This window comes from Streptococcus halitosis (assembly GCF_023147855.1).
Lineage (GTDB): Bacteria > Bacillota > Bacilli > Lactobacillales > Streptococcaceae > Streptococcus > Streptococcus halitosis_B.
Genome location: NZ_JAHXOP010000001.1, coordinates 511,267 through 532,626, shown reverse-complemented (window position 1 = coordinate 532,626; position 21,360 = coordinate 511,267). Strand labels below are relative to the sequence as shown.

Here is a 21,360-nt window from a genome sequence, read left to right as displayed (position 1 = left end):
AAATATGACAAAAAGACTTCTAGTATTAGAAGATGGCACAGTTTTTGAAGGCAAGGCCTTCGGAGCAGACATTGATGTAACAGGCGAAATCGTCTTTAATACAGGGATGACCGGCTATCAAGAATCCATTACAGACCAGTCTTATAATGGACAAATCTTGACCTTTACCTATCCTTTGGTGGGGAATTATGGAATTAACCGTGATGATTATGAATCCATCATTCCAACTTGTAAAGGAGTTGTTGTTTTCGAAGAAGCGCGTAGAGCAAGTAACTGGCGCAACCAAATGACCTTGGATGAATTTTTGAAAGCCAAGAAAATCCCTGGTATTTCAGGAATTGACACCCGTGCTCTTACAAAAATTATCCGCAAGCATGGTACGATGCGTGCAACCCTTACACATGTTGGCGATACCATGGACCATATCACAGCCCAGCTCCAAGCAACAGTCTTGCCGACAGACAATATCAAACAGGTTTCTACTAAAACTTCCTATCCAGCTCCTGGAGTTGGATTAAGTGTCGTACTGGTCGACTTTGGTCTCAAACACTCCATCTTACGCGAACTTTCTAAGCGCAACTGTAACGTGACGGTTGTTCCGTATTCAACAACAGCGGAAGAAATTCTCCACCTCAATCCTGATGGAGTTATGTTGTCAAATGGTCCAGGTAACCCAGAAGATGTTCCAGAAGCACTGGACATGATCCGTGGTGTGCAAGGGAAAATTCCAATTTTCGGTATTTGTATGGGACACCAACTCTTTGCCATGGCAAACGGGGCTAAGACCTACAAGATGAAGTTTGGTCACCGAGGATTTAACCACGCTGTACGTGAGATTGCTACAGGCCGTATAGACTTCACCAGCCAGAACCACGGTTATGCAGTTAGCCGTGAGGACTTGCCAGAGCACTTGATTATTACTCACGAAGAAATCAATGATAAGTCAGTTGAAGGTGTACGTCACAGATACCAACCAGGTTTTTCTGTACAATTCCACCCAGATGCAGCTCCTGGTCCACACGATGCCAGCTATCTATTTGACGAGTTTATCGAGATGATGGAAGCTTTTAAACAATCAAACTAAGAACGAGTAAAAGCTCGTCGGAGAATTTATGTAACTGAACACGGACGGAAAGCTCAGAATTTAGAGAAACCAACTTGGATTGTCAATCCTTCCTTGGTTTCCTAAAATTCAATCGCTCTCTATTCGTCCTTTGTATCTTATTTAATGGCAACCTGAGAGTTGCCAAATAGAAAGGCAGGTCGTTTCTTTTAGTCGCTATCAGGCGAACTAAAAACTCCCTGCACTAGATTTTTTATCGAAAAATATCGTTTCTCTAAAAAATCGTCGGAGAATTTATTTAATGTCGCTCTGTGAGGCGACGAATAGAAAGGAGAAGGGTGGTCCGTATTTGCTGAACTGAATACGGGCTACGGACGGTGCTAAAAAGATAGTTATTCCTAGAACTGAGAGTTCTTCGTCATAACTCCTATTTTAGCTTTGTTCGCTTGACGCCCTTAATATCTTATATATGCCTAAACGTACTGATATTCAAAAAATTATGGTGATTGGTTCTGGTCCGATTATTATTGGTCAGGCTGCTGAGTTTGACTATGCCGGGACCCAGGCTTGCTTGTCGTTGAAAGAGGAAGGTTATGAGGTTGTCTTAGTTAACTCAAACCCTGCAACTATCATGACGGACAAGGAAATTGCTGACAAGGTTTACATCGAACCGATTACACTTGAGTTTGTGACGCGTATTCTACGTAAGGAGCGTCCAGATGCCTTGCTCCCAACACTCGGTGGTCAGACAGGTCTTAATATGGCCATGGAATTATCTAAAAATGGTATCCTAGATGAGCTTGGTGTTGAACTTCTAGGTACCAAATTATCTGCCATTGACCAAGCAGAGGATCGTGACCTCTTTAAACAATTGATGGAAGAATTGGAACAACCAATTCCAGAGTCTGAAATTGTCAACACAGTAGAAGAAGCAGTTGCCTTTGCAGCGACAATTGGCTATCCAGTCATCGTCCGCCCAGCCTTTACTCTTGGTGGTACTGGTGGTGGTATGTGTGCCAATGAGGAAGAATTGCGTGAAATCGCTGAAAATGGTTTGAAATTGTCACCTGTTACCCAATGTTTGATTGAGCGTTCCATTGCAGGTTTCAAGGAAATCGAATACGAAGTCATGCGTGACTCAGCTGACAATGCCCTTGTCGTATGTAACATGGAAAACTTTGACCCAGTTGGGATTCACACAGGTGATTCCATCGTATTTGCTCCTGCGCAAACCATGTCAGACTATGAAAACCAAATGCTACGTGACGCGAGCTTGAGCATCATTCGTGCCCTTAAGATTGAAGGTGGATGTAACGTTCAGCTAGCCCTTGATCCGCACAGCTTCAAGTACTATGTCATCGAAGTAAACCCTCGTGTATCACGTTCCTCAGCCCTTGCATCTAAGGCGACAGGTTATCCAATTGCTAAATTGGCTGCCAAAATTGCCGTTGGTTTGACCTTGGATGAGGTTATCAATCCAGTTACAGGCTCAACCTATGCCATGTTTGAGCCAGCCCTCGACTACGTCGTTGCCAAGATTCCACGTTTCCCATTTGACAAGTTTGAAAAGGGTGAGCGCCGCCTGGGTACTCAGATGAAGGCGACTGGGGAAGTTATGGCTATCGGTCGCAACATCGAAGAATCACTTCTTAAAGCTTGTCGTTCACTTGAAATTGGCGTTCACCACAATGAAATGCCTGAACTTGCATCAGTTTCTGATGATGCCTTGATTGAAAAAGTTGTTAAAGCCCAAGATGACCGCCTCTTCTACGTGTCAGAAGCCATTCGCCGTGGTTACACACCAGAGGAAATCGCTGAGCTTACAAAAATTGATATCTTCTATCTGGATAAACTCTTGCATATCTTTGAAATTGAGCAAGAATTAGGTGCTCATCCACAAGATATAGACGTTTTTAAAACAGCTAAACTAAATGGATTTTCAGACCGTAAGATTGCTGAACTCTGGAAAACGACTGCTGATCACGTTCGTCAACTTCGCTTGGAAAACAAGATTGTTCCAGTTTATAAGATGGTAGATACTTGTGCGGCAGAATTTGACTCTGAAACACCATACTTCTATTCAACCTATGGTTGGGAAAATGAATCTATCAAGTCTGATAAAGAATCTGTACTTGTTCTAGGTTCAGGTCCAATTCGTATCGGTCAAGGGGTTGAGTTTGACTACGCAACCGTTCACTCTGTTAAGGCTATTCAGGCTGCTGGTTATGAAGCTATCATCATGAACTCAAACCCAGAAACAGTTTCAACCGACTTCTCTGTATCAGATAAGCTTTACTTTGAGCCATTGACATTTGAAGATGTTATGAACGTCATTGACTTGGAGCAACCAAAAGGGGTTATCGTTCAGTTTGGTGGTCAAACAGCCATCAACCTTGCGGAGCCATTGGCAAAAGCAGGTGTGACCATCCTTGGTACACAGGTTGCTGACCTAGACCGTGCCGAAGACCGTGACCTCTTTGAGCAAGCCCTAAAAGAATTGGATATTCCACAGCCACCAGGACAAACGGCTACCAATGAAGAAGAAGCAGTTCTTGCAGCTCGCAAGATTGGCTTCCCAGTTCTTGTCCGCCCATCTTATGTACTTGGTGGACGTGCCATGGAAATCGTTGAAAACGAAGAAGATCTCCGTTCTTACATGCGTACGGCTGTTAAGGCTAGTCCAGACCACCCAGTCCTTGTTGACTCTTACATCGTTGGACAAGAGTGTGAAGTTGATGCTATTTCAGATGGAGAAAATGTCCTTATCCCTGGTATCATGGAACATATCGAACGAGCTGGTGTCCACTCAGGTGATTCAATGGCCGTTTATCCACCACAAACCTTGTCGCAAAAGGTGCAAGAAACAATCGCAGACTATACTAAACGCCTAGCAATTGGTCTTAACTGCCTTGGAATGATGAACATCCAGTTTGTTATCAAGGATGAAAAAGTCTACGTTATTGAGGTCAATCCACGTGCCAGCCGTACGGTTCCATTCCTTTCTAAGGTAACCAATATCCCTATGGCTCAGGTAGCGACTAAGTTGATTCTTGGTCAAAGTCTCGAAGAACTTGGTTACCAAGATGGACTTTACCCTGAAAGCACACGAGTTCATATCAAAGCGCCAGTCTTCTCCTTTACCAAGCTAGCGAAAGTAGACAGCTTGCTCGGTCCTGAAATGAAATCGACAGGGGAAGTTATGGGTTCTGATACTACTCTTGAAAAAGCGCTCTATAAAGCTTTTGAAGCTTCATACCTTCACTTGCCTACTTTTGGTAATGTTGTCTTTACCATCGCTGATGATGCAAAAGAAGAAGCTTTAGATTTAGCTCGTCGTTTCCAAAATATCGGCTACGGTATCCTCGCGACAGAAGGGACAGCAGCCTTCTTTGCCAGTCATGGACTGCAAGCTCAACCTGTTGGTAAGATTGGTGACGATGAACAGGATATCCCAAGCTTTGTCCGTAAAGGAAAAATCCAAGCGATCATCAATACTGTCGGAACCAAACGAACTGCTGACGAAGATGGTGAGCAAATCCGTCGTTCAGCCATTGAACATGGTGTGCCACTCTTTACAGCCCTAGATACAGCTAATGCCATGCTTAGAGTGCTTGAAAGCCGTAGTTTTGTCACAGAAGCGATCTAGTTGAGAAATATTTTTCACAGTTTTAAAGCCAGCGTCAAAAAACGCTGGCTTTTACAATACTGATATTGCCTATTTCAATTATCATTTCTTTTATTAGGAATCATTCTAAAATGTGATATAATAAGGATGAATTGGAAATAGGTAAACTATTTTCATCATTCTTTCAAAGAATATTCTATTAAGAAATATGTAAAGACAGATTAGAAAGTGGGAAATCCCTATGTCCTCTTATGAAAAAGTCTCTCTTTCTGAGATCAATCAATCTATTGAGACTCCAAATAACAATCATTTTTGGCAAAATCTAAAAGCATTTTTAGGACCTGGTGCACTTGTGGCAGTTGGCTACATGGATCCAGGAAACTGGATCACCAGCGTGGTTGGTGGCGCCTCCTACAAGTACAGCCTTTTATTTGTTATTTTAATTTCATCCATCATTGCTATGCAGTTACAACAGATGGCTGGAAAGCTCGGTATCGTGACTAGGATGGACCTAGCGCAGGCAACGGCTCATCATGCTCCCAAGTGGCTTCGCTATAGTTTATGGGTGATTTTAGAATTAGCTTTAATGGCGACAGATTTGGCTGAAGTTTTAGGTTCAGCAATTGCCTTAAATCTTTTGTTTAAAATACCGATTATGATTGCTATCCTTCTAACCGTTTTAGATGTATTTTTGTTACTTTTATTGATGAAATTTGGTTTCAAAAAAATTGAAGCCATTGTTACGACTCTTATTTTAACCATATTAGCCATCTTTGCCTATCTTGTGGCCTTATCCAATCCAAGTATCCAGGGGATTATTGGTGGTTATTTACCAACTTCAACTTTATTTGAAACACCGTTACCAGGCCATGAAAGTCAATTGACCTTGGCTTTAGGGATTGTAGGTGCGACAGTCATGCCCCATAATCTCTATCTTCATTCCTCTCTATCCCAAACAAGAAAAATCAATCACAAAGATAAGAAGGATGTTCGAAAAGCCGTTCGTTTTATGACCTGGGATTCAAATCTTCAGTTGTCCCTAGCCTTCATTGTCAATTCCTTGCTTCTCATTTTAGGTGCCTCCCTCTTTTTTGGTCATGCATCTGAAATTTCAGCTTTTTCTCAAATGTACAATGCTTTACAGGATTCGACAATAGCAGGAGCAATAGCCAGCTCAACCTTGTCAACTTTATTTGCTCTAGCCCTCCTAGCAAGCGGCCAAAATTCGACTATTACAGGCACTTTGACAGGACAGATTGTCATGGAAGGCTTCTTACATCTAAGATTGCCTCAGTGGCTCATCCGTATCGGTACACGTATTTTTGCCTTGCTACCTGTGATTATAGTCGCCGTTTTGTTTGGATATCAAGAAAAAACCTTGGATCAGTTATTGGTCTATTCACAGGTCTTTCTGTCAATCGCTCTTCCGTTTTCAATCTTTCCCTTAATCTATCTGACCTCTAAGAAGTCACTGATGGGAGAATTCACTAATGCCAAGTGGAACACAATCCTAGGTTACGCAGTTTCAATCATCTTGACCATTCTCAATATCAAGCTTCTATTCGATATTTTTTAAACTTGTTCAAATTAGTTCTCGGCACTAGCTTGAAGCTTGATATTGAGATAATAGTAGTGGTTGGTTTATAAAAAGAAGTGCAAAAAAGAACAGTTGAAACTGTTCTTTTTCTTGTTATTTGAGACCGTATTTTTTGTTGAAACGATCCACACGTCCATCTGCTTGAGTGAACTTTTGACGTCCAGTGTAGAATGGGTGTGAGTCTGATGAAATTTCCACACGGATCAATGGGTAAGTTTCGCCTTCGAACTCAACAGTTTCGTTAGAGCGTTTAGTTGAACCGCTAAGGAATTTGTAACCAGTAGTTGTGTCCATGAAGACAACTGGGCGATATTCTGGATGGATATCTTTTTTCATTTTGCAATATTTCCTTTCTGCCATGGTCTCTTTGCGAGCCATAGATTGTTACCATACTAGTCTATCAGATTCTGAAAAGTTTGGCAAGTATTTTATCAGTATTTAAGCAAGTTTTTTAACTTTTGATAGATAATTTCGTTTTCTTCTAGACTATAGGAATTGGCGCCACTGGCTAATGGGTGTCCTCCTCCGTCGTGTTGTTTGGCAATTTCATTGATAGGGGTGATTTTACTGCGCATACGCACGCGGAAGTGGCCATCAGCTTGCTCAACAAAGATAGCCCAAGCCTTAACAGTATCAATTCGGCCAGGTGCTCCGACAATCGCAGCCGTTTCAGCATCCGTAACCTTATATTTTTCCAAGATTTCTTGAGTAAGCAGAACGCGTGCAGCCCCATTCTCATCAACTTCTAAATGGTCATAGACATAGCCTTGAAGTTTTGCAATCTTAAAGCTCATGGTATCCATTTGACGAGATAATCCAGCAAAGTCAAAATCAATTTCTCGGAGCTGGCCAGCTATTCTAAAGGTACGAGCACTAGTTGACGGGTAGAGAAAACGCCCTGTATCCCCGACAATTCCTGCATAGAGAAGTCGTGCCGCTTCACTAGACAAAGCTAGCTGATTTTCTTGAGCAAATAATGCAATCATCTCACTGGCACTGCTTGAACTTGTATCCACCCAAGATAGGTCACCATAGATATCATCGTTTGGATGGTGATCAATTTTGATGGTGAAAGCAGCTTGTTCGTAGCGTTTATCATCGATACGAGGACGATTCGCTGTATCACAAATAATAGCAAGAGCTCCTTGGTAGTCACTGTCTTGGACAGTATCCATTTCCGCCATCCAGGTTAGAGTGGGTTCGTTAAAACCGACCGCTTTGATAGTCTTTTCTGGAAAATGGTGTGTAAGAAGAGTTTTCAAGCCCACCTGACTTCCCAAGGCATCAGGGTCTGGTTTCATATGACGATGAATGATAATGGTATCGTATTCTTTGATTTTCTCTAAAATTTGCTGGCAAATGTCCATAAATAACCTCAATTCTTTCTCATTTCATTGTAGCACAAGAATTTTTATTTTTAAAATGAAAAAGATATGATATAATGGAGAAAGATAAATTGAGGAGGACGATATGGCATTAGCAAAAATTGTATTTGCCAGTATGACCGGTAATACCGAAGAAATTGCAGATATTGTAGCAGATAAATTGCGTGACTTGGGCTTGGATGTCGATGTGGATGAATGTACGACTGTTGACGCTTCAGACTTCTTGGAGGCGGACATCGCAATCGTTGCGACTTATACTTACGGAGACGGAGAATTGCCAGATGAGATGATGGACTTCTATGAAGATCTAGCAGATCTCAACTTGAATGGCAAAATCTACGGAGTGGTCGGTTCAGGAGATACTTTCTACGACGAATTCTGTAAGGCTGTTGATGACTTTGATCGTGTTTTTGTAGCGACAGGAGCAGAAAAAGGTTCAGAGTGTGTTAAAGTTGATCTTTCTGCTGAAGAAGAAGACATCGAACGTTTGGAACAATTCGCAGAAGAATTGGCTGCAAAAGTAGGATAAGAATCAAACTGCGCTGACTGGAAGAAGTCAGTGCGTTTTTTTATTAGTTTTTTTGGGATTTTACTAGCCTATTTAGAGGGTTTTTGATACAATAATTCAAATAAAGGAGGAGACTGTATGAACTTAGATATGATTCGGCAAGAAATTGATCAAATCGACGACCAAATCGTCAAGCTCTTGGAAGAACGGATGCATTTGGTTGAGGGAGTAGTTGCCTATAAGAAAGCCTCAAGAAAACCTATTTTAGATTCTAAGAGAGAAGCGGTTATTTTTGAAAAGGTTAGAAGTCGTGTAGAGGACAAGCGCTATCAGGAGACTATTGTTGCGACTTTTTCTGACATACTCAAACGTTCGCGTGATTATCAGGATCAAAATATCAAATGAAAAAAGAACAATTTTATCCGCTTGGAATTTTTCTGGCTGCAATGGTGGGAGGCCTTATCCGCTACTTTGTATCTAGTCAGTTGCCAGCCAGTCCTGAATTTCCTTGGGGAACCCTTCTCGTCAATTATCTGGGAATATTCTGCCTAGTCTATCTGGTGAAAGGCTATTTGGTCTATAAGAGAACTAGTAAAGGCTTAATTTTGGCGCTGGGGACGGGTTTTTGCGGTGGCCTGACAACCTTTTCTAGCCTAATGCTTGATGCAGTAAAACTGCTTGATACCGGGCGTTATCTTAGCTTAATCATCTATCTGCTTTTGAGTATTGGAGGAGGTCTACTCTTGGCTTATGTTCTAGGGAGGAAGAAATGGTAATCGTTTATCTTGCAATCGCCTGCGGGTTCGGAGCCCTGGTGCGTTATTTCTTTTCCCGCTATAATCAAGCTTCAAAATTACCTCTAGGAACTCTCCTTGCCAATCTTCTAGGATGTTTTTTAATTGGCCTACTCTACAATCATGTGGAGTCCAAGGAAATCTATGCTATCCTAGCGACAGGTTTTTGTGGAGGGTTGACGACCTTTTCAACCTTGAATGACGAGCTGCAAAGACTATTAAGTGACAAGAAGGTATTTTATAGCTATTTTCTCTTAACTTACATAGGCGGCTTAGTGGCGATTTTTTTAGGAATTCTGCTATAAATTTCTTTACTTTTAGGTAGAAATTTGGTAGACTATATCCTGTGTGTAATGGACGCACAAAAATACAGTTTATCCGCTGAGGAAGGTTCCTCAAGATTGACAAAGATAGGAGAATAAAATGAATCCATTAATCCAAAGCTTGACTGAAGGTCAACTTCGTACAGATATCCCATCATTCCGTCCTGGTGACACTGTTCGTGTACACGCGAAAGTTGTCGAAGGTAACCGTGAACGTATCCAGATTTTTGAAGGTGTTGTTATTGCACGTAAAGGTGCAGGCATCTCAGAAAACTACACAGTTCGTAAAATCTCTAACGGTGTAGGTGTTGAGCGTATCTTCCCAATCCACACTCCACGTGTTGAAAAGATCGAAGTTGTTCGTTACGGTAAAGTACGTCGTGCGAAATTGTACTACTTGCGTGCTCTTCAAGGTAAAGCAGCTCGTATCAAAGAAATCCGTCGTTAATTCGACTAAAAACTCTGCTTACCCAGCAGGGTTTTTCTCTAGCTCCCTTAGTTCAATGGATATAACAACTCCCTCCTAAGGAGTAGTTGCAGGTTCGATTCCTGCAGGGGGCATAGAAACTATTGATTTTTATGTAGAAATCACTCAAGATAAATACAACTCCAAAGCGTGAGATCACGCTTTTTTGTTTTTTATCAATGATGATAACGTGAGAATTTGCATATAATTATAAAAAGACAGGATATTTTAGTTAATTGCATATAATGATTTGATTTTTTAGGAAGCAAGGAGTAAAATTTAATTAATATGATGATTAGTTAGGAGTATAATTATGAATGGTTTAGTTTTAGGATTAGATATCGGTATTGCCTCCGTAGGAGTGGGAATTCTAGAAAAGAATTCTGGAAAGATTGTTCATGCTAGTTCACGAATTTTTCCTGCTGCAACTGCTGACAATAATGTTGAAAGAAGAAAAAATAGACAGGCTCGACGATTACATCGTCGAAAAAAACACCGTGGTGCTCGGCTTAAGGATCTATTTGAATACTATGGTTTGTTAACTGATTTTTCTAAGGTATCCATTAATCTTAATCCATATCGACTTCGTGTAGATGGCTTGGATCAGCAACTAACGAATGAAGAGCTGTTCATAGCTTTAAAGAACATTGTTAAGAGACGTGGTATTAGCTATTTGGATGATGCTTCTGAGGATGGGGGTACAGTATCGTCTGATTATGGTAAGGCAGTTGAAGAAAATAGAAAATTACTTGCTGAACAAACACCAGGTCAAATCCAACTAGAGCGTTTTGAAAAATATGGTCAATTAAGGGGAGATTTCACTGTTGTGGAAAATGGTGAGAAATGCCGATTGATTAATGTTTTTTCAACATCTGCGTATAAAAAGGAAGCTGAAAGAATTTTAAGAAAACAGCAAGACTTTAATAATCAGATTACGGATGAATTTATAGAGGATTATCTAAAAATCCTTACAGGGAAAAGAAAATATTATCATGGACCAGGAAATGAAAAATCTCGGACGGATTATGGACGGTATACTACTCATAAAGACTCTAAAGGGGAGTACGTAACATTAGATAATATTTTTGGTGTTTTAATTGGTAAATGTACATTTTATCCTAATGAATACAGAGCTTCTAAAGCTTCCTATACTGCTCAAGAGTTTAACTTGCTAAATGATCTAAATAATTTAACAGTTCCTACAGAGACTAAGAAACTGAGTGAGGAACAAAAGAAAACAATCATTGAATATGCAAAGTCGGCGAAAACATTAGGGGCTTCAACCTTATTGAAATACATTGCTAAAATGATTGATACTTCAGTAGATCAGATACGTGGTTATCGAGTTGATGTAAACAATAAACCTGAAATACATACTTTTGAAGTCTATCGAAAAATGCAATCGCTAGAAACAATTTCAGTTGGGGAATTGTCTAGAAATGTTCTAGATGAGCTTGCACATATTTTAACTCTAAATACTGAACGAGAAGGTATAGAAGAAGCGATTAACACAAAGTTAAAAGATTCTTTTAGTCAAGATCAAGTACTTGAATTGGTTCAATTTAGAAAAAATAATAGCAGTCTATTTAGTAAGGGATGGCATAATTTTTCCCTTAAACTCATGATGGAATTGATACCAGAACTCTATGAAACTTCAGAAGAGCAAATGACAATTCTAACACGATTGGGGAAACAAAAATCTAAAGAAACATCAAAAAGAACCAAGTATATTGATGAAAAAGAATTAACAGAAGAAATTTATAACCCTGTAGTAGCAAAATCCGTCAGACAAGCTATAAAAATAATCAACGAAGCAACTAAAAAACATGGTATCTTTGATAATATCGTTATCGAAATGGCGCGTGAAAATAACGAAGAAGACGCTAAGAAAGATTATATAAAACGTCAAAAGGCAAACCAAGATGAGAAATATGCGGCTATGGAAAAAGCGGCGTTTCAATACAATGGGAAAAAAGAGTTGCCGGATAACATTTTTCATGGGCATAAGGAATTAGCTACTAAGATTCGTTTATGGCATCAACAGGGAGAAAAGTGTCTCTATACTGGGAAGAGTATTCCGATTTCAGATTTAATTCATAATCAGTATAAGTACGAAATCGACCATATTTTACCTCTTTCTTTATCGTTTGATGATAGTCTATCTAATAAAGTATTGGTTCTTGCCACAGCAAACCAAGAAAAGGGACAACGTACACCGTTTCAGGCTTTAGATAGTATGGATGATGCCTGGTCCTACCGTGAGTTTAAGTCTTATGTAAAAGAGTCTAAATTATTAGGTAATAAAAAGAAAGAGTACCTTTTAACGGAAGAAGATATTAGTAAAATTGAAGTGAAGCAGAAATTCATCGAACGAAATTTGGTTGACACTCGATATTCTTCTCGAGTTGTTTTAAATGCTCTACAAGATTTTTATAAAAATCATAATTTCGATACAACTATTTCAGTAGTACGTGGACAATTTACCTCTCAGCTAAGAAGAAAGTGGGGACTTGAAAAATCTCGTGAAACCTACCATCATCATGCTGTGGATGCCTTAATTATTGCCGCTTCTAGTCAATTAAGATTATGGAAAAAACAGAATAATCCTCTGATTGCTTATAAAGAAGGACAGTTTGTTGATTCACAGACTGGAGAAATTATTTCGTTAACTGATGATGAATACAAAGAGTTAGTGTTTAAAGCGCCTTATGACCATTTTGTTGATACATTAAGTAGCAAGACATTTGAGGATAGTATACTATTTTCTTATCAAGTAGATTCAAAATTTAATCGAAAAATTTCAGATGCTACAATTTATGCAACAAGAAAAGCAAAGTTGGATAAAGAGAAAAAAGAATACACTTATACTTTGGGAAAAATTAAAGATATCTATTCTTTAGGGACTAAAACCCCTTCTAAAACTGGGTTCTATAAGTTTTTAGATTTATACAATAAGGATAAATCCCAATTCTTAATGTTTCAGAAAGATAGAAAAACTTGGGACGAAGTAATAGAGAAGATAATGGAACAATATCGACCATTTAAAGAATACGATAAAGCTGGAAAATTAGTCGATTTTAATCCATTTGAGAAATATAGACAAGAAAATGGACCAATCCGTAAGTACAGTAAAAAAGGCAATGGTCCAGAAATTAAAAGTCTTAAATATTACGATATTTTATTAGGTAAACACAAAAATATAACTCCTGAAGGGAGTCGAAATACTGTAGCTTTGTTATCTTTAAATCCTTGGAGAACAGATGTGTATTACAATATGGAAACTAAAAAATATGAATTTTTAGGATTAAAGTATGCAGATTTGCCTTTTGAAGAAGGTGGTGCTTATGGTATTTCTACAGAGACGTATAATGAATTAAGAGAGAAAGAGGGAATTGGTAAAAATTCTGAATTTAAGTTTACCCTGTATAAGAATGATTTAATTTTAATTAAAGATACTGAAACGAATTGTCAACAATTCTTTAGATTTTGGTCTCGTACTGGGAAAGATAATCCAAAAAGTTTTGAAAAACATAAAATAGAATTGAAACCTTATGAAAAAGCAAAATTTGAGAAAGGAGAAGAACTTGAAGTATTAGGAAAGGTACCACCTTCCTCTAATCAATTCCAAAAAAATATGCAAATAGAAAATCTTTCTATTTACAAAGTCAAAACAGATGTTTTGGGTAATAAACATTTTATCAAAAAAGAGGGTGACAAACCAAAACTCAAATTTTAAAATATTTTTAAAAAAGAGTTGCAAACGCTTGTACAATGTATTATAATAGTAACTGCAAGGGACGCCTTGCACAGTTACTTAAATCTTGCAGAAGCTACAAAGATAAGGCTTCATGCCGAATTCAACACCCTGTCATTTATGGCGGGGTGTTTTCGTTTTGTGAAAGAGGAAAATACGATGACTTGGAGAATTGTGCATGTCTGTCAGAGTGAAAAAATGCAATTGAAGTTAGATAATCTTCTAATTAAGAAAATGGGTCAAGACTATGTTATCCCACTGAGTGATATTTCGATAATTGTAGCAGAAGGAGGGGAGACTGTTGTAACTTTAAGGTTATTAAGTGCTTTAAGTAAGTACAATATTGCCTTGATTGTCTGTGATAATGAGCACTTGCCTACTGGAATTTATCATTCTCAAAATGGCCATTTTAGGGCCTATAAAAAATTACAGGAGCAATTATTGTGGACGCAGGAGCAAAAAGATAAATTATGGCAAATAGTAACCTATTTCAAAATAAACAATCAGCAAGATGTTCTTGCAATGTTTGAGAAAAATATTGATTGCATTCAATTATTAGCAGACTATAAAGATCATATTGAATATGGAGATAAAACCAATCGTGAAGGCCATGCTGCAAAAGTCTATTTTAACGAACTCTTTGGAAAAAAATTCGTACGTCTTACACAACAGGAAACGGATGTCATCAATGCTGGCCTAAATTATGGTTATGCAATCATGAGAGCACAGATGGCACGTATTATTTCTGGGTATGGGTTAAATCCCTTAATAGGAATTTTTCATAAGAATGAATATAACCAATTTAACTTGGTTGATGACCTAATGGAACCTTTTCGGCAGATTATCGATGTCTGGGTCTATCAAAATTTACGAGATGAAGAGTATTTGAAATATGAATTTCGTCTTGCGTTGACGGATACATTAAATGCGAAGATTCGTTATGGGAAAGAAACGTGTTCTGTAACGGTAGCAATGGATAAATATGTAAAAGGTTTTCTAAAATGTATCTCTGATAAGGATACCAGTAAATTTTACTGTCCAATGGTTTCGAGTGTAGAATGGAGCTAAAGAAATGAGGTATGAAGCATTGAGATTATTGTGTTTTTTTGATCTACCAATGGAAACAAATCAAGAAAAAAGAGTCTATCGTAATTTTCGGAAAGACTTAATCGCAAACGGTTTTGAAATGTTGCAGTTTTCTGTTTATTATCGAACCTGTCCGAACCGAAGTTTTGCTAGTAAATTCTATAAAAAATTAAGTCAGAGTAATTTACCAAGTGGGAATGTCCGTTTGCTAGCAGTGACTGAGAAACAATTTTCTGAAATGGTTTTAATCATTGGTGGAAAAACAAAGCAAGAAGAAGTAGTCAGTGATAATAAGTTGGTAGTTATATGAAAATGAACATTAGTCATCCGTATAAGGATAATATTTCATTAAGTTTTGGCCAATTTACTCAAATTGTAGGTCAAGATCAGCAATTAAAATACTATATTTGGCAGATACTATTATGGTATTTTGGAGGAAAAAAATATAGTGAGGAAGATTTAGTTCTATTTGAACAAAATGAGCCTAAAATACTAATAGACGATACAATAGTTTCCCGGTTAGAATTCAGTGTTATTCAAGTGTCCAATATCAATGATTTAATTGAACAAATGGAATATAAAAAAGGAACAGTAGCCTATGATTATATAAAGAAAAAGATTAATTCTATAGAGATAATGGAGCAAATTGAAAATATCAATGACAATCTAGATAGGATTTCACTTCTATTGAATCAGAAGTTGAATCTTCAATTAGATGAAATTATCTATCATACCGAAGCAAAATATTTTAATACGGATCAATTGATTCAAAAGAATTTTTTACCATACTTTGGAAAAAATGATAAAAATATATCCTTTGAATTTGTAGATAATAAGACAAAGTTTTTATTATTTCTTTCCATGTTAGAAGTCATGGCGACGAACAGTTCTGAAAAGTTTTTGCTTGTCTTACGAAATTTGGATGATTTTCTATCCTATAGTGATTTTGTTGAATGTTGCGAGAAAATGGAGTTTCTTACTAATCATAATGATTCATTATATATTGTTTTGTTTCCTTCCAATGAAGGTTATCTTCATGTCACGAAAGAAGTTTTAGAGGAAATCAACATTGTTTCCGATTATGTTGATCATTTTTATTCGCTAGAATTCATGTATGATCGCTTTACCAATCAGTATCCAATAAATCAAATACCTGATGAACAAGAATTTTTAACTTCTTTAAGAAAAATTGGATCCTATTTATTTAGCTCGGACATTCTCCACATGAGTCTATCTGTAGAAGATCAAGTGGCATTAAAAATTTTGAATAATTTGTATCAGTATGAAATGAAAACAAAATTTCGTAGTGAATCAGTCAATCCAATGTTATTGAAATATTTGGAAGAATAGTATTGACGAGTGGAATTTAAGAATTTATAATATTTTTGAGGGGAGCAAAAATCAAAATTGACGAATTTGAGGTTTTTGTACTCTCAAGATTTAAGTAACTGTACAACCCGGCATTGCGTCCATGATTTCGTTCACTTGTTTTTGTACTCTCAAGATTTAAGTAACTGTACAACCAGCGATCGACATGACCCCTCCTACCTTACGTTTTTGTACTCTCAAGATTTAAGTAACTGTACAACTCCTTACTTGGTGGACAGATAATTCCCCTTGTTTTTGTACTCTCAAGATTTAAGTAACTGTACAACAAGAAAACGCACAGTCCCCAGCAGAGAAACGTTTTTGTACTCTCAAGATTTAAGTAACTGTACAACCCAGCGTTTGAGCTGACCCGTTTAGACCACGTTTTTGTACTCTCAAGATTTAAGTAACTGTACAACAAGCTTATGAGGCTTACGAGTACAATAAGGGTTTTTGTACTCTCAAGATTTAAGTAACTGTACAACTTGAACAATTAAGCCAGGCGCTGGGCCATAGTTTTTGTACTCTCAAGATTTAAGTAACTGTACAACAGGGGTTTTAGGGGTGGAACAACCCCTAAGGTTTTTGTACTCTCAAGATTTAAGTAACTGTACAACTCTGAACGAATGAAAAACAATCTTTTCAGTGTTTTTGTACTCTCAAGATTTAAGTAACTGTACAACCGATGCTGAGCTAGTGAAGGAAGCATTGAGTTTTTGTACTCTCAAGATTTAAGTAACTGTACAACAGCAAAAAAGAATAGATAACAAGGTTACTTGTTTTTGTACTCTCAAGATTTAAGTAACTGTACAACTGTCGAGAGTGTCATCATGTTGTCCAGTGCGTTTTTGTACTCTCAAGATTTAAGTAACTGTACAACCTTTTCTGATTTTTGAATTATCGTACTCAGGTTTTTGTACTCTCAAGATTTAAGTAACTGTACAACCGTTCGTACTAACAAGAGCTTTCCAGTTTTGTTTTTGTACTCTCAAGATTTAAGTAACTGTACAACAAGTATCTGAAGGAGATTGCGAAGCTCTGGGTTTTTGTACTCTCAAGATTTAAGTAACTGTACAACTACTTACTTGGTGGACAGATAACTCCCCTTGTTTTTGTACTCTCAAGATTTAAGTAACTGTACAACCCACCAGACGCAAGCCCACCAAGTGCGCCCGTTTTTGTACTCTCAAGATTTAAGTAACTGTACAACACTTTTTCAGCGATATCAGACTCACTGCTAGTTTTTGTACTCTCAAGATTTAAGTAACTGTACAACTTTTTGCTTAAAGTTAAGACCACTGGCACAGTTTTTGTACTCTCAAGATTTAAGTAACTGTACAACATCATTGACATAAACAAGTCTTTTGACTATGTTTTTGTACTCTCAAGATTTAAGTAACTGTACAACAAGTGTTATTTTCTATTGACAAAAATAATAGGTTTTTGTACTCTCAAGATTTAAGTAACTGTACAACCGATTAAATCCGTTACTTTTAGTATGCCATGTTTTTGTACTCTCAAGATTTAAGTAACTGTACAACTCGGTCAGTAGTAGTATCTGCAACTTTGCTGTTTTTGTACTCTCAAGATTTAAGTAACTGTACAACGAACTTTTCTCAAAAAACCATTGAGCGTTTGTTTTTGTACTCTCAAGATTTAAGTAACTGTACAACCAAAAACAAGCAAGCTACTAAAACAGCTAGTTTTTGTACTCTCAAGATTTAAGTAACTGTACAACCCATATTCCCGATCCAAATTGCAACATTCGGTTTTTGTACTCTCAAGATTTAAGTAACTGTACAACTTATGGATGAAAACGCAGATGCCATGATTTGTTTTTGTACTCTCAAGATTTAAGTAACTGTACAACTAAGAAAGCCTGTGATAAAGTCAAACAGAAGTTTTTGTACTCTCAAGATTTAAGTAACTGTACAACAGGATATCCCTATCAGCCTATCATCACTAGGTTTTTGTACTCTCAAGATTTAAGTAACTGTACAACTACAAAAATATACAGACCAGTTGGATAGTGGTTTTTGTACTCTCAAGATTTAAGTAACTGTACAACAAACACTTAAGGGAATTTGGGAAACCGATTGTTTTTGTACTCTCAAGATTTAAGTAACTGTACAACAAGAGAACTTTGATACTTCAACGCCTTTTGGTTTTTGTACTCTCAAGATTTAAGTAACTGTACAACCAACAGGGCTCGAATCTGCAACCAATAGATGTTTTTGTACTCTCAAGATTTAAGTAACTGTACAACGCTTCTGCTTCTGCTTCTGCCACGTCTCCGGTTTTTGTACTCTCAAGATTTAAGTAACTGTACAACGACATGAATGTATTATCGTCTAGCTTGAAAGTTTTTGTACTCTCAAGATTTAAGTAACTGTACAACTGCTGAAATCAAGAAATAAGGTCTGACCTAGTTTTTGTACTCTCAAGATTTAAGTAACTGTACAACCTGGCCGTGATCAACGGAATAATTAAAGGTGTTTTTGTACTCTCAAGATTTAAGTAACTGTACAACATCCTGCTGCTGTTCCATACCCATAATCTAGTTTTTGTACTCTCAAGATTTAAGTAACTGTACAACACCTCATGCTTGAAGATGGCCGATTGGCTGAAAAAGAAAGTTTCAACATCGAGCCTGACGGATTGATCACTACAAAATAATTTTTTAAAAATAGAAAGGAAATTTTCTAAAATATTGTTCGAATTGTAACCGCAGGCTCAGGCTTGCGGGCTTTTTTGTTTGCAATAATAAAAGCAGTGACGGAAATCACTGCTTATCAGCTGTAGCAAATTCATAAAGTTTTTCTGCTGTGAGAAGTGCCATTTTGTCCATGCTTGTTTTTCCTTTTCTGAGGTCAGAAACGGTAGTCCATGGCACACCGGCACCTTGTGAAATAGCAGATGTAGAAATAGAACTATTAAGTAATTCTTGAATAACTTTTCTCATATTTTTCTTTACCTCAATTTTTATCTTAATCATACTATATAACGGAGAACCGAGATGTCAAGCGTTTTGATAAATTATTTCTAAATATTTTCGCCCCAAACTTGCCCCCAAAAACTTATTTTTTTATATTTTTTAATAGTTTTTCTTTTTTTAAAAACCATGAATAACAACAAACCAGAAAGACTGATATATATTATTATGTTTGCAGGGGGCATATAAACAGTGTAAAAAACCGCTCTCCTGAGCGGTCTTTTGTCTATTCTTACCTTTTGCTACAGTACCCACGTACGGATGGCATGGGCGACGCCTGATTCGTCATTTGTTTTAGTGATGTATTTGGCGATTTTTTTGAGTTCTGGATTTCCATTTTCCATAACAACGGGGTTTCCAACGGCTTCTAGCATGGCGCGGTCATTTTCTTCGTCACCGATCGCCATGGTTTCATCTTTGGTCAATCCTAGTTTTTCAGCTAAGTGAGTGATGGCTGAACCCTTGTCTACATTCTTTTTAAGGAGTTCAAGGTAGAAAGGAGCAGATTTGTTGATAGAGTAGCGTTCGTAAAATTCTGCTGGGATTTTTTCAATCGCAGCATCGAGAATTTCTGGTTCATCGATAAACATACATTTGACAATTTCCTTGCCAGCCATTTCTTCAGGAGTGCGGTAGAAGATGGGCATGCTGACGAGGGTTGATTCATGCACCGTGTATTTTCCGATATTGCGATTGGCAGTATAGATACCGTCCTTGGTAATAGCGTGCATGTGGACACCGAGCTTGCGACTGAGAAATTCCATATCTAGATAATCCTCATAGGTCAAGGATTCACTGATAATCTCATGGCCAGTAGCAGTTTCTTGGACAAGGGCACCGTTGAAGGTCACCACATAGTCACCCTCGTCTCTCAACTGCAAGTCGTCCAGAAGTTTGGCAACACCTGCGATAGGGCGGCCAGTTGCAATCACGACTTTGACACCGGCTTGTTTGGCATCTTGGATGGCGGAAAAGACTTCCGGAGTGATCTCCTTTTTACTGTTGACTAGGGTACCATCGATATCGACGGCGATTAGTTTAATACTCATAAATTTCCTTTTCTAGTTCTTATTTGGGGTAAAATGATCGTTCTCAATCAAGTGTAAAAATTGCTGGGTAATGCTTGCGAAGATGCTGTTTTGGTCCAACATTTCTTTTGGAAAATAGAAACGATTGTCCCCATGGCGGCTGCCAGCAAGGGATTGGACGATAGGGGACAAGCTAGAGAGTTCTGCCAGTTCACCATTTTTCTGTAGAATCTCAATCTGTGTCCGTGGATTTTCAGATTCGGGACGATAGATATCATAAGGGAGGTCAAAGTTCTTATGAATGGCTGTATAGTAGTCTGGATCAAAACCGATTTCTTCAACCAGTTGTCTCATGGTTGCGAGTTGGTCTTGGTCTTTTTCTGAAAAAGTAATGGATTTAAAGACCTTGCGGTTGACAAAACGTTGCGACAAGTCGGCTAGTATCTTGTCAGGACTGGTCATCCAGAGTTGGAAGTAGGTATTCATCACGCCATCATCAAGTGCTAGATAGTCAGATAGAGTAACTTTCTTTTCAAAAAAAGGTAGCAAATGAGGAGAGGTGCGTGCAAAGAAGTCCTTGTCTTCAGGATAGAGTTCCTTGGCGCGTTTGAGGAGATTTTGTAGGAGAACCTCCATGGCGCGTGTTGCTGGGTGGAAATAAACCTGCATATACATCTGGTAGCGACTGAGAACATAGTCTTCGATGGCGTGCATGCCATTGCGCTGAAAGGCGATACCATTTTCAACAGGACGAATCACTCGGAGGATGCGAGTCAGGTCAAATTCCCCATAAGATGCTCCTGTAAAATAGGAGTCGCGCAAGAGATAGTCCATACGGTCCGCATCAATCTGACTGGAAATGAGCTGTACGACCTGCTTGTTAGGGTAGGTATGGTCGATGACACTGGCAACTTTTTTTGGAAAGTCTGGTGCTACTTGTAACAGGACTTGGTGAATCTCTGTCTCAGGACTTTGGATGATTTCCTGAGTAATGGCCTCATGATCTGTATCAAAAAGATGTTCAAAAGTATGAGAGTAGGCACCATGCCCGAGGTCATGAAGGAGCGCAGCAGTCATGGTCAAAAGAGACTCAGCAGGATCCCATTCTTCAGGATATTTTTCTTCAAAAATCTCTGTAATGCGTCGTGCAATCTCATAGACTCCTAGACAGTGGGAAAAGCGACTGTGCTCCCCACCATGGAAAGTATAGCTGGAAGTTCCTAGCTGTTTGATACGGCGCAGACGTTGAAATTCCTTTGTATTGATCAAGTCATAGATGACCTGATTATTTACATGGATATAGTTGTGAACTGGGTCACGGAATACTTTTTCGTTCATATGACCATTATAGCAAAATCCTGCTCTTTTTGG

At 38.1% G+C, this 21,360-nt stretch carries 17 protein-coding genes, 1 tRNA gene and 1 CRISPR repeat array; of the genes, 13 read left to right on the top strand and 5 right to left on the bottom strand.

All coding sequences use genetic code 11. From position 1 onward, the window contains the following. The first annotated feature begins 4 nt into the window (after positions 1-4). From KZX55_RS02650 to KZX55_RS02640, 3 genes are all read left to right on the top strand, one after another. The gene (locus KZX55_RS02650; protein WP_007518675.1) at positions 5-1,084 is read left to right on the top strand and encodes a carbamoyl phosphate synthase small subunit; all 1,080 of its coding nucleotides are present in this window, start codon (positions 5-7) and stop codon (positions 1,082-1,084) included. Between the two features lie 448 nt (positions 1,085-1,532). Further along, positions 1,533-4,709, top strand: a complete 3,177-nt coding sequence (carB, locus tag KZX55_RS02645; protein ID WP_248023731.1) for a carbamoyl-phosphate synthase large subunit — start codon at positions 1,533-1,535, stop codon at positions 4,707-4,709. Positions 4,710-4,929: 220 nt separating this feature from the next. Beyond that, on the top strand, positions 4,930-6,264 hold the full coding sequence (locus KZX55_RS02640; RefSeq protein ID WP_248023722.1) for an Nramp family divalent metal transporter: 1,335 nt from the start codon (positions 4,930-4,932) through the stop codon (positions 6,262-6,264). A 114-nt stretch (positions 6,265-6,378) separates the two neighbouring features. Here the strand turns inward: KZX55_RS02640 and KZX55_RS02635 are convergent, their stop codons facing one another. Together KZX55_RS02635 and KZX55_RS02630 are read right to left on the bottom strand one after the other, a co-directional pair. Beyond that, the gene (locus tag KZX55_RS02635) at positions 6,379-6,621 is read right to left on the bottom strand and encodes a type B 50S ribosomal protein L31 (RefSeq protein WP_000710762.1); all 243 of its coding nucleotides are present in this window, start codon (positions 6,619-6,621) and stop codon (positions 6,379-6,381) included. A gap of 95 nt (positions 6,622-6,716) precedes the next feature. Next, the gene (locus KZX55_RS02630; RefSeq protein WP_248023712.1) at positions 6,717-7,652 is read right to left on the bottom strand and encodes a DHH family phosphoesterase; all 936 of its coding nucleotides are present in this window, start codon (positions 7,650-7,652) and stop codon (positions 6,717-6,719) included. Positions 7,653-7,755: 103 nt separating this feature from the next. Here KZX55_RS02630 and KZX55_RS02625 point away from each other — a divergent pair, with 103 nt between their 5' ends. From KZX55_RS02625 to csn2-St, 10 genes are all read left to right on the top strand, one after another. Next, positions 7,756-8,199 carry a flavodoxin gene (locus KZX55_RS02625; RefSeq protein WP_001162125.1) on the top strand — a complete coding sequence of 148 codons (444 nt, stop codon included), beginning with the start codon at positions 7,756-7,758 and terminating at the stop codon, positions 8,197-8,199. Between the two features lie 117 nt (positions 8,200-8,316). Continuing rightward, positions 8,317-8,583, top strand: a complete 267-nt coding sequence (locus KZX55_RS02620) for a chorismate mutase (RefSeq protein WP_033583996.1) — start codon at positions 8,317-8,319, stop codon at positions 8,581-8,583. Continuing rightward, positions 8,580-8,954: a fluoride efflux transporter CrcB gene (gene crcB, locus KZX55_RS02615; RefSeq protein WP_000712109.1), complete on the top strand. Its 375-nt coding sequence runs from the start codon at positions 8,580-8,582 to the stop codon at positions 8,952-8,954. The genes KZX55_RS02620 and crcB (KZX55_RS02615) overlap by 4 nt, the downstream gene beginning before the upstream one ends. After that, positions 8,948-9,277: a fluoride efflux transporter CrcB gene (gene crcB / locus KZX55_RS02610; protein WP_033583998.1), complete on the top strand. Its 330-nt coding sequence runs from the start codon at positions 8,948-8,950 to the stop codon at positions 9,275-9,277. Before crcB (KZX55_RS02615) ends, crcB (KZX55_RS02610) begins: the two co-directional genes overlap by 7 nt. Before the next feature lie 118 nt (positions 9,278-9,395). Continuing rightward, positions 9,396-9,743: a 50S ribosomal protein L19 gene (rplS, locus tag KZX55_RS02605; protein ID WP_001068669.1), complete on the top strand. Its 348-nt coding sequence runs from the start codon at positions 9,396-9,398 to the stop codon at positions 9,741-9,743. 41 nt (positions 9,744-9,784) lie between these two features. Next, a tRNA-Arg gene (locus KZX55_RS02600) sits at positions 9,785-9,856 on the top strand. A 218-nt stretch (positions 9,857-10,074) separates the two neighbouring features. Then, a complete protein-coding gene (gene cas9 / locus KZX55_RS02595; protein WP_248023710.1) occupies positions 10,075-13,497 on the top strand; it encodes a type II CRISPR RNA-guided endonuclease Cas9 in 3,423 nt (1,140 codons plus the stop codon). A gap of 177 nt (positions 13,498-13,674) precedes the next feature. Then, the gene (gene cas1, locus KZX55_RS02590) at positions 13,675-14,583 is read left to right on the top strand and encodes a type II CRISPR-associated endonuclease Cas1 (protein WP_248023701.1); all 909 of its coding nucleotides are present in this window, start codon (positions 13,675-13,677) and stop codon (positions 14,581-14,583) included. A gap of 4 nt (positions 14,584-14,587) precedes the next feature. Beyond that, positions 14,588-14,911: a CRISPR-associated endonuclease Cas2 gene (cas2, locus tag KZX55_RS02585; protein WP_001268300.1), complete on the top strand. Its 324-nt coding sequence runs from the start codon at positions 14,588-14,590 to the stop codon at positions 14,909-14,911. After that, positions 14,908-15,951: a CRISPR-associated protein Csn2-St gene (gene csn2-St / locus KZX55_RS02580; protein ID WP_248023693.1), complete on the top strand. Its 1,044-nt coding sequence runs from the start codon at positions 14,908-14,910 to the stop codon at positions 15,949-15,951. The genes cas2 and csn2-St overlap by 4 nt, the downstream gene beginning before the upstream one ends. A 71-nt stretch (positions 15,952-16,022) precedes the next feature. After that, a CRISPR array of direct repeats spans positions 16,023-18,565; the repeat unit is 36 nt; unit sequence GTTTTTGTACTCTCAAGATTTAAGTAACTGTACAAC. A gap of 186 nt (positions 18,566-18,751) precedes the next feature. On the opposite strand, the gene KZX55_RS02575 is transcribed toward csn2-St, so the two are convergent. The 3 genes from KZX55_RS02575 to KZX55_RS02565 all read right to left on the bottom strand — a co-directional run bounded on the left by KZX55_RS02575 (position 18,752) and on the right by KZX55_RS02565 (position 21,327). Next, entirely contained in the window at positions 18,752-18,931 is a 180-nt protein-coding gene (locus KZX55_RS02575; RefSeq protein WP_001233347.1) for a hypothetical protein, read from the bottom strand. A 272-nt stretch (positions 18,932-19,203) separates the two neighbouring features. After that, entirely contained in the window at positions 19,204-20,010 is an 807-nt protein-coding gene (gene yidA, locus KZX55_RS02570; RefSeq protein ID WP_000023490.1) for a sugar-phosphatase, read from the bottom strand. Between the two features lie 12 nt (positions 20,011-20,022). After that, complete coding sequence (locus KZX55_RS02565) at positions 20,023-21,327, bottom strand: HD domain-containing protein (protein WP_248023691.1); 1,305 nt, start codon at positions 21,325-21,327, stop codon at positions 20,023-20,025. Positions 21,328-21,360 lie beyond the last annotated feature (33 nt).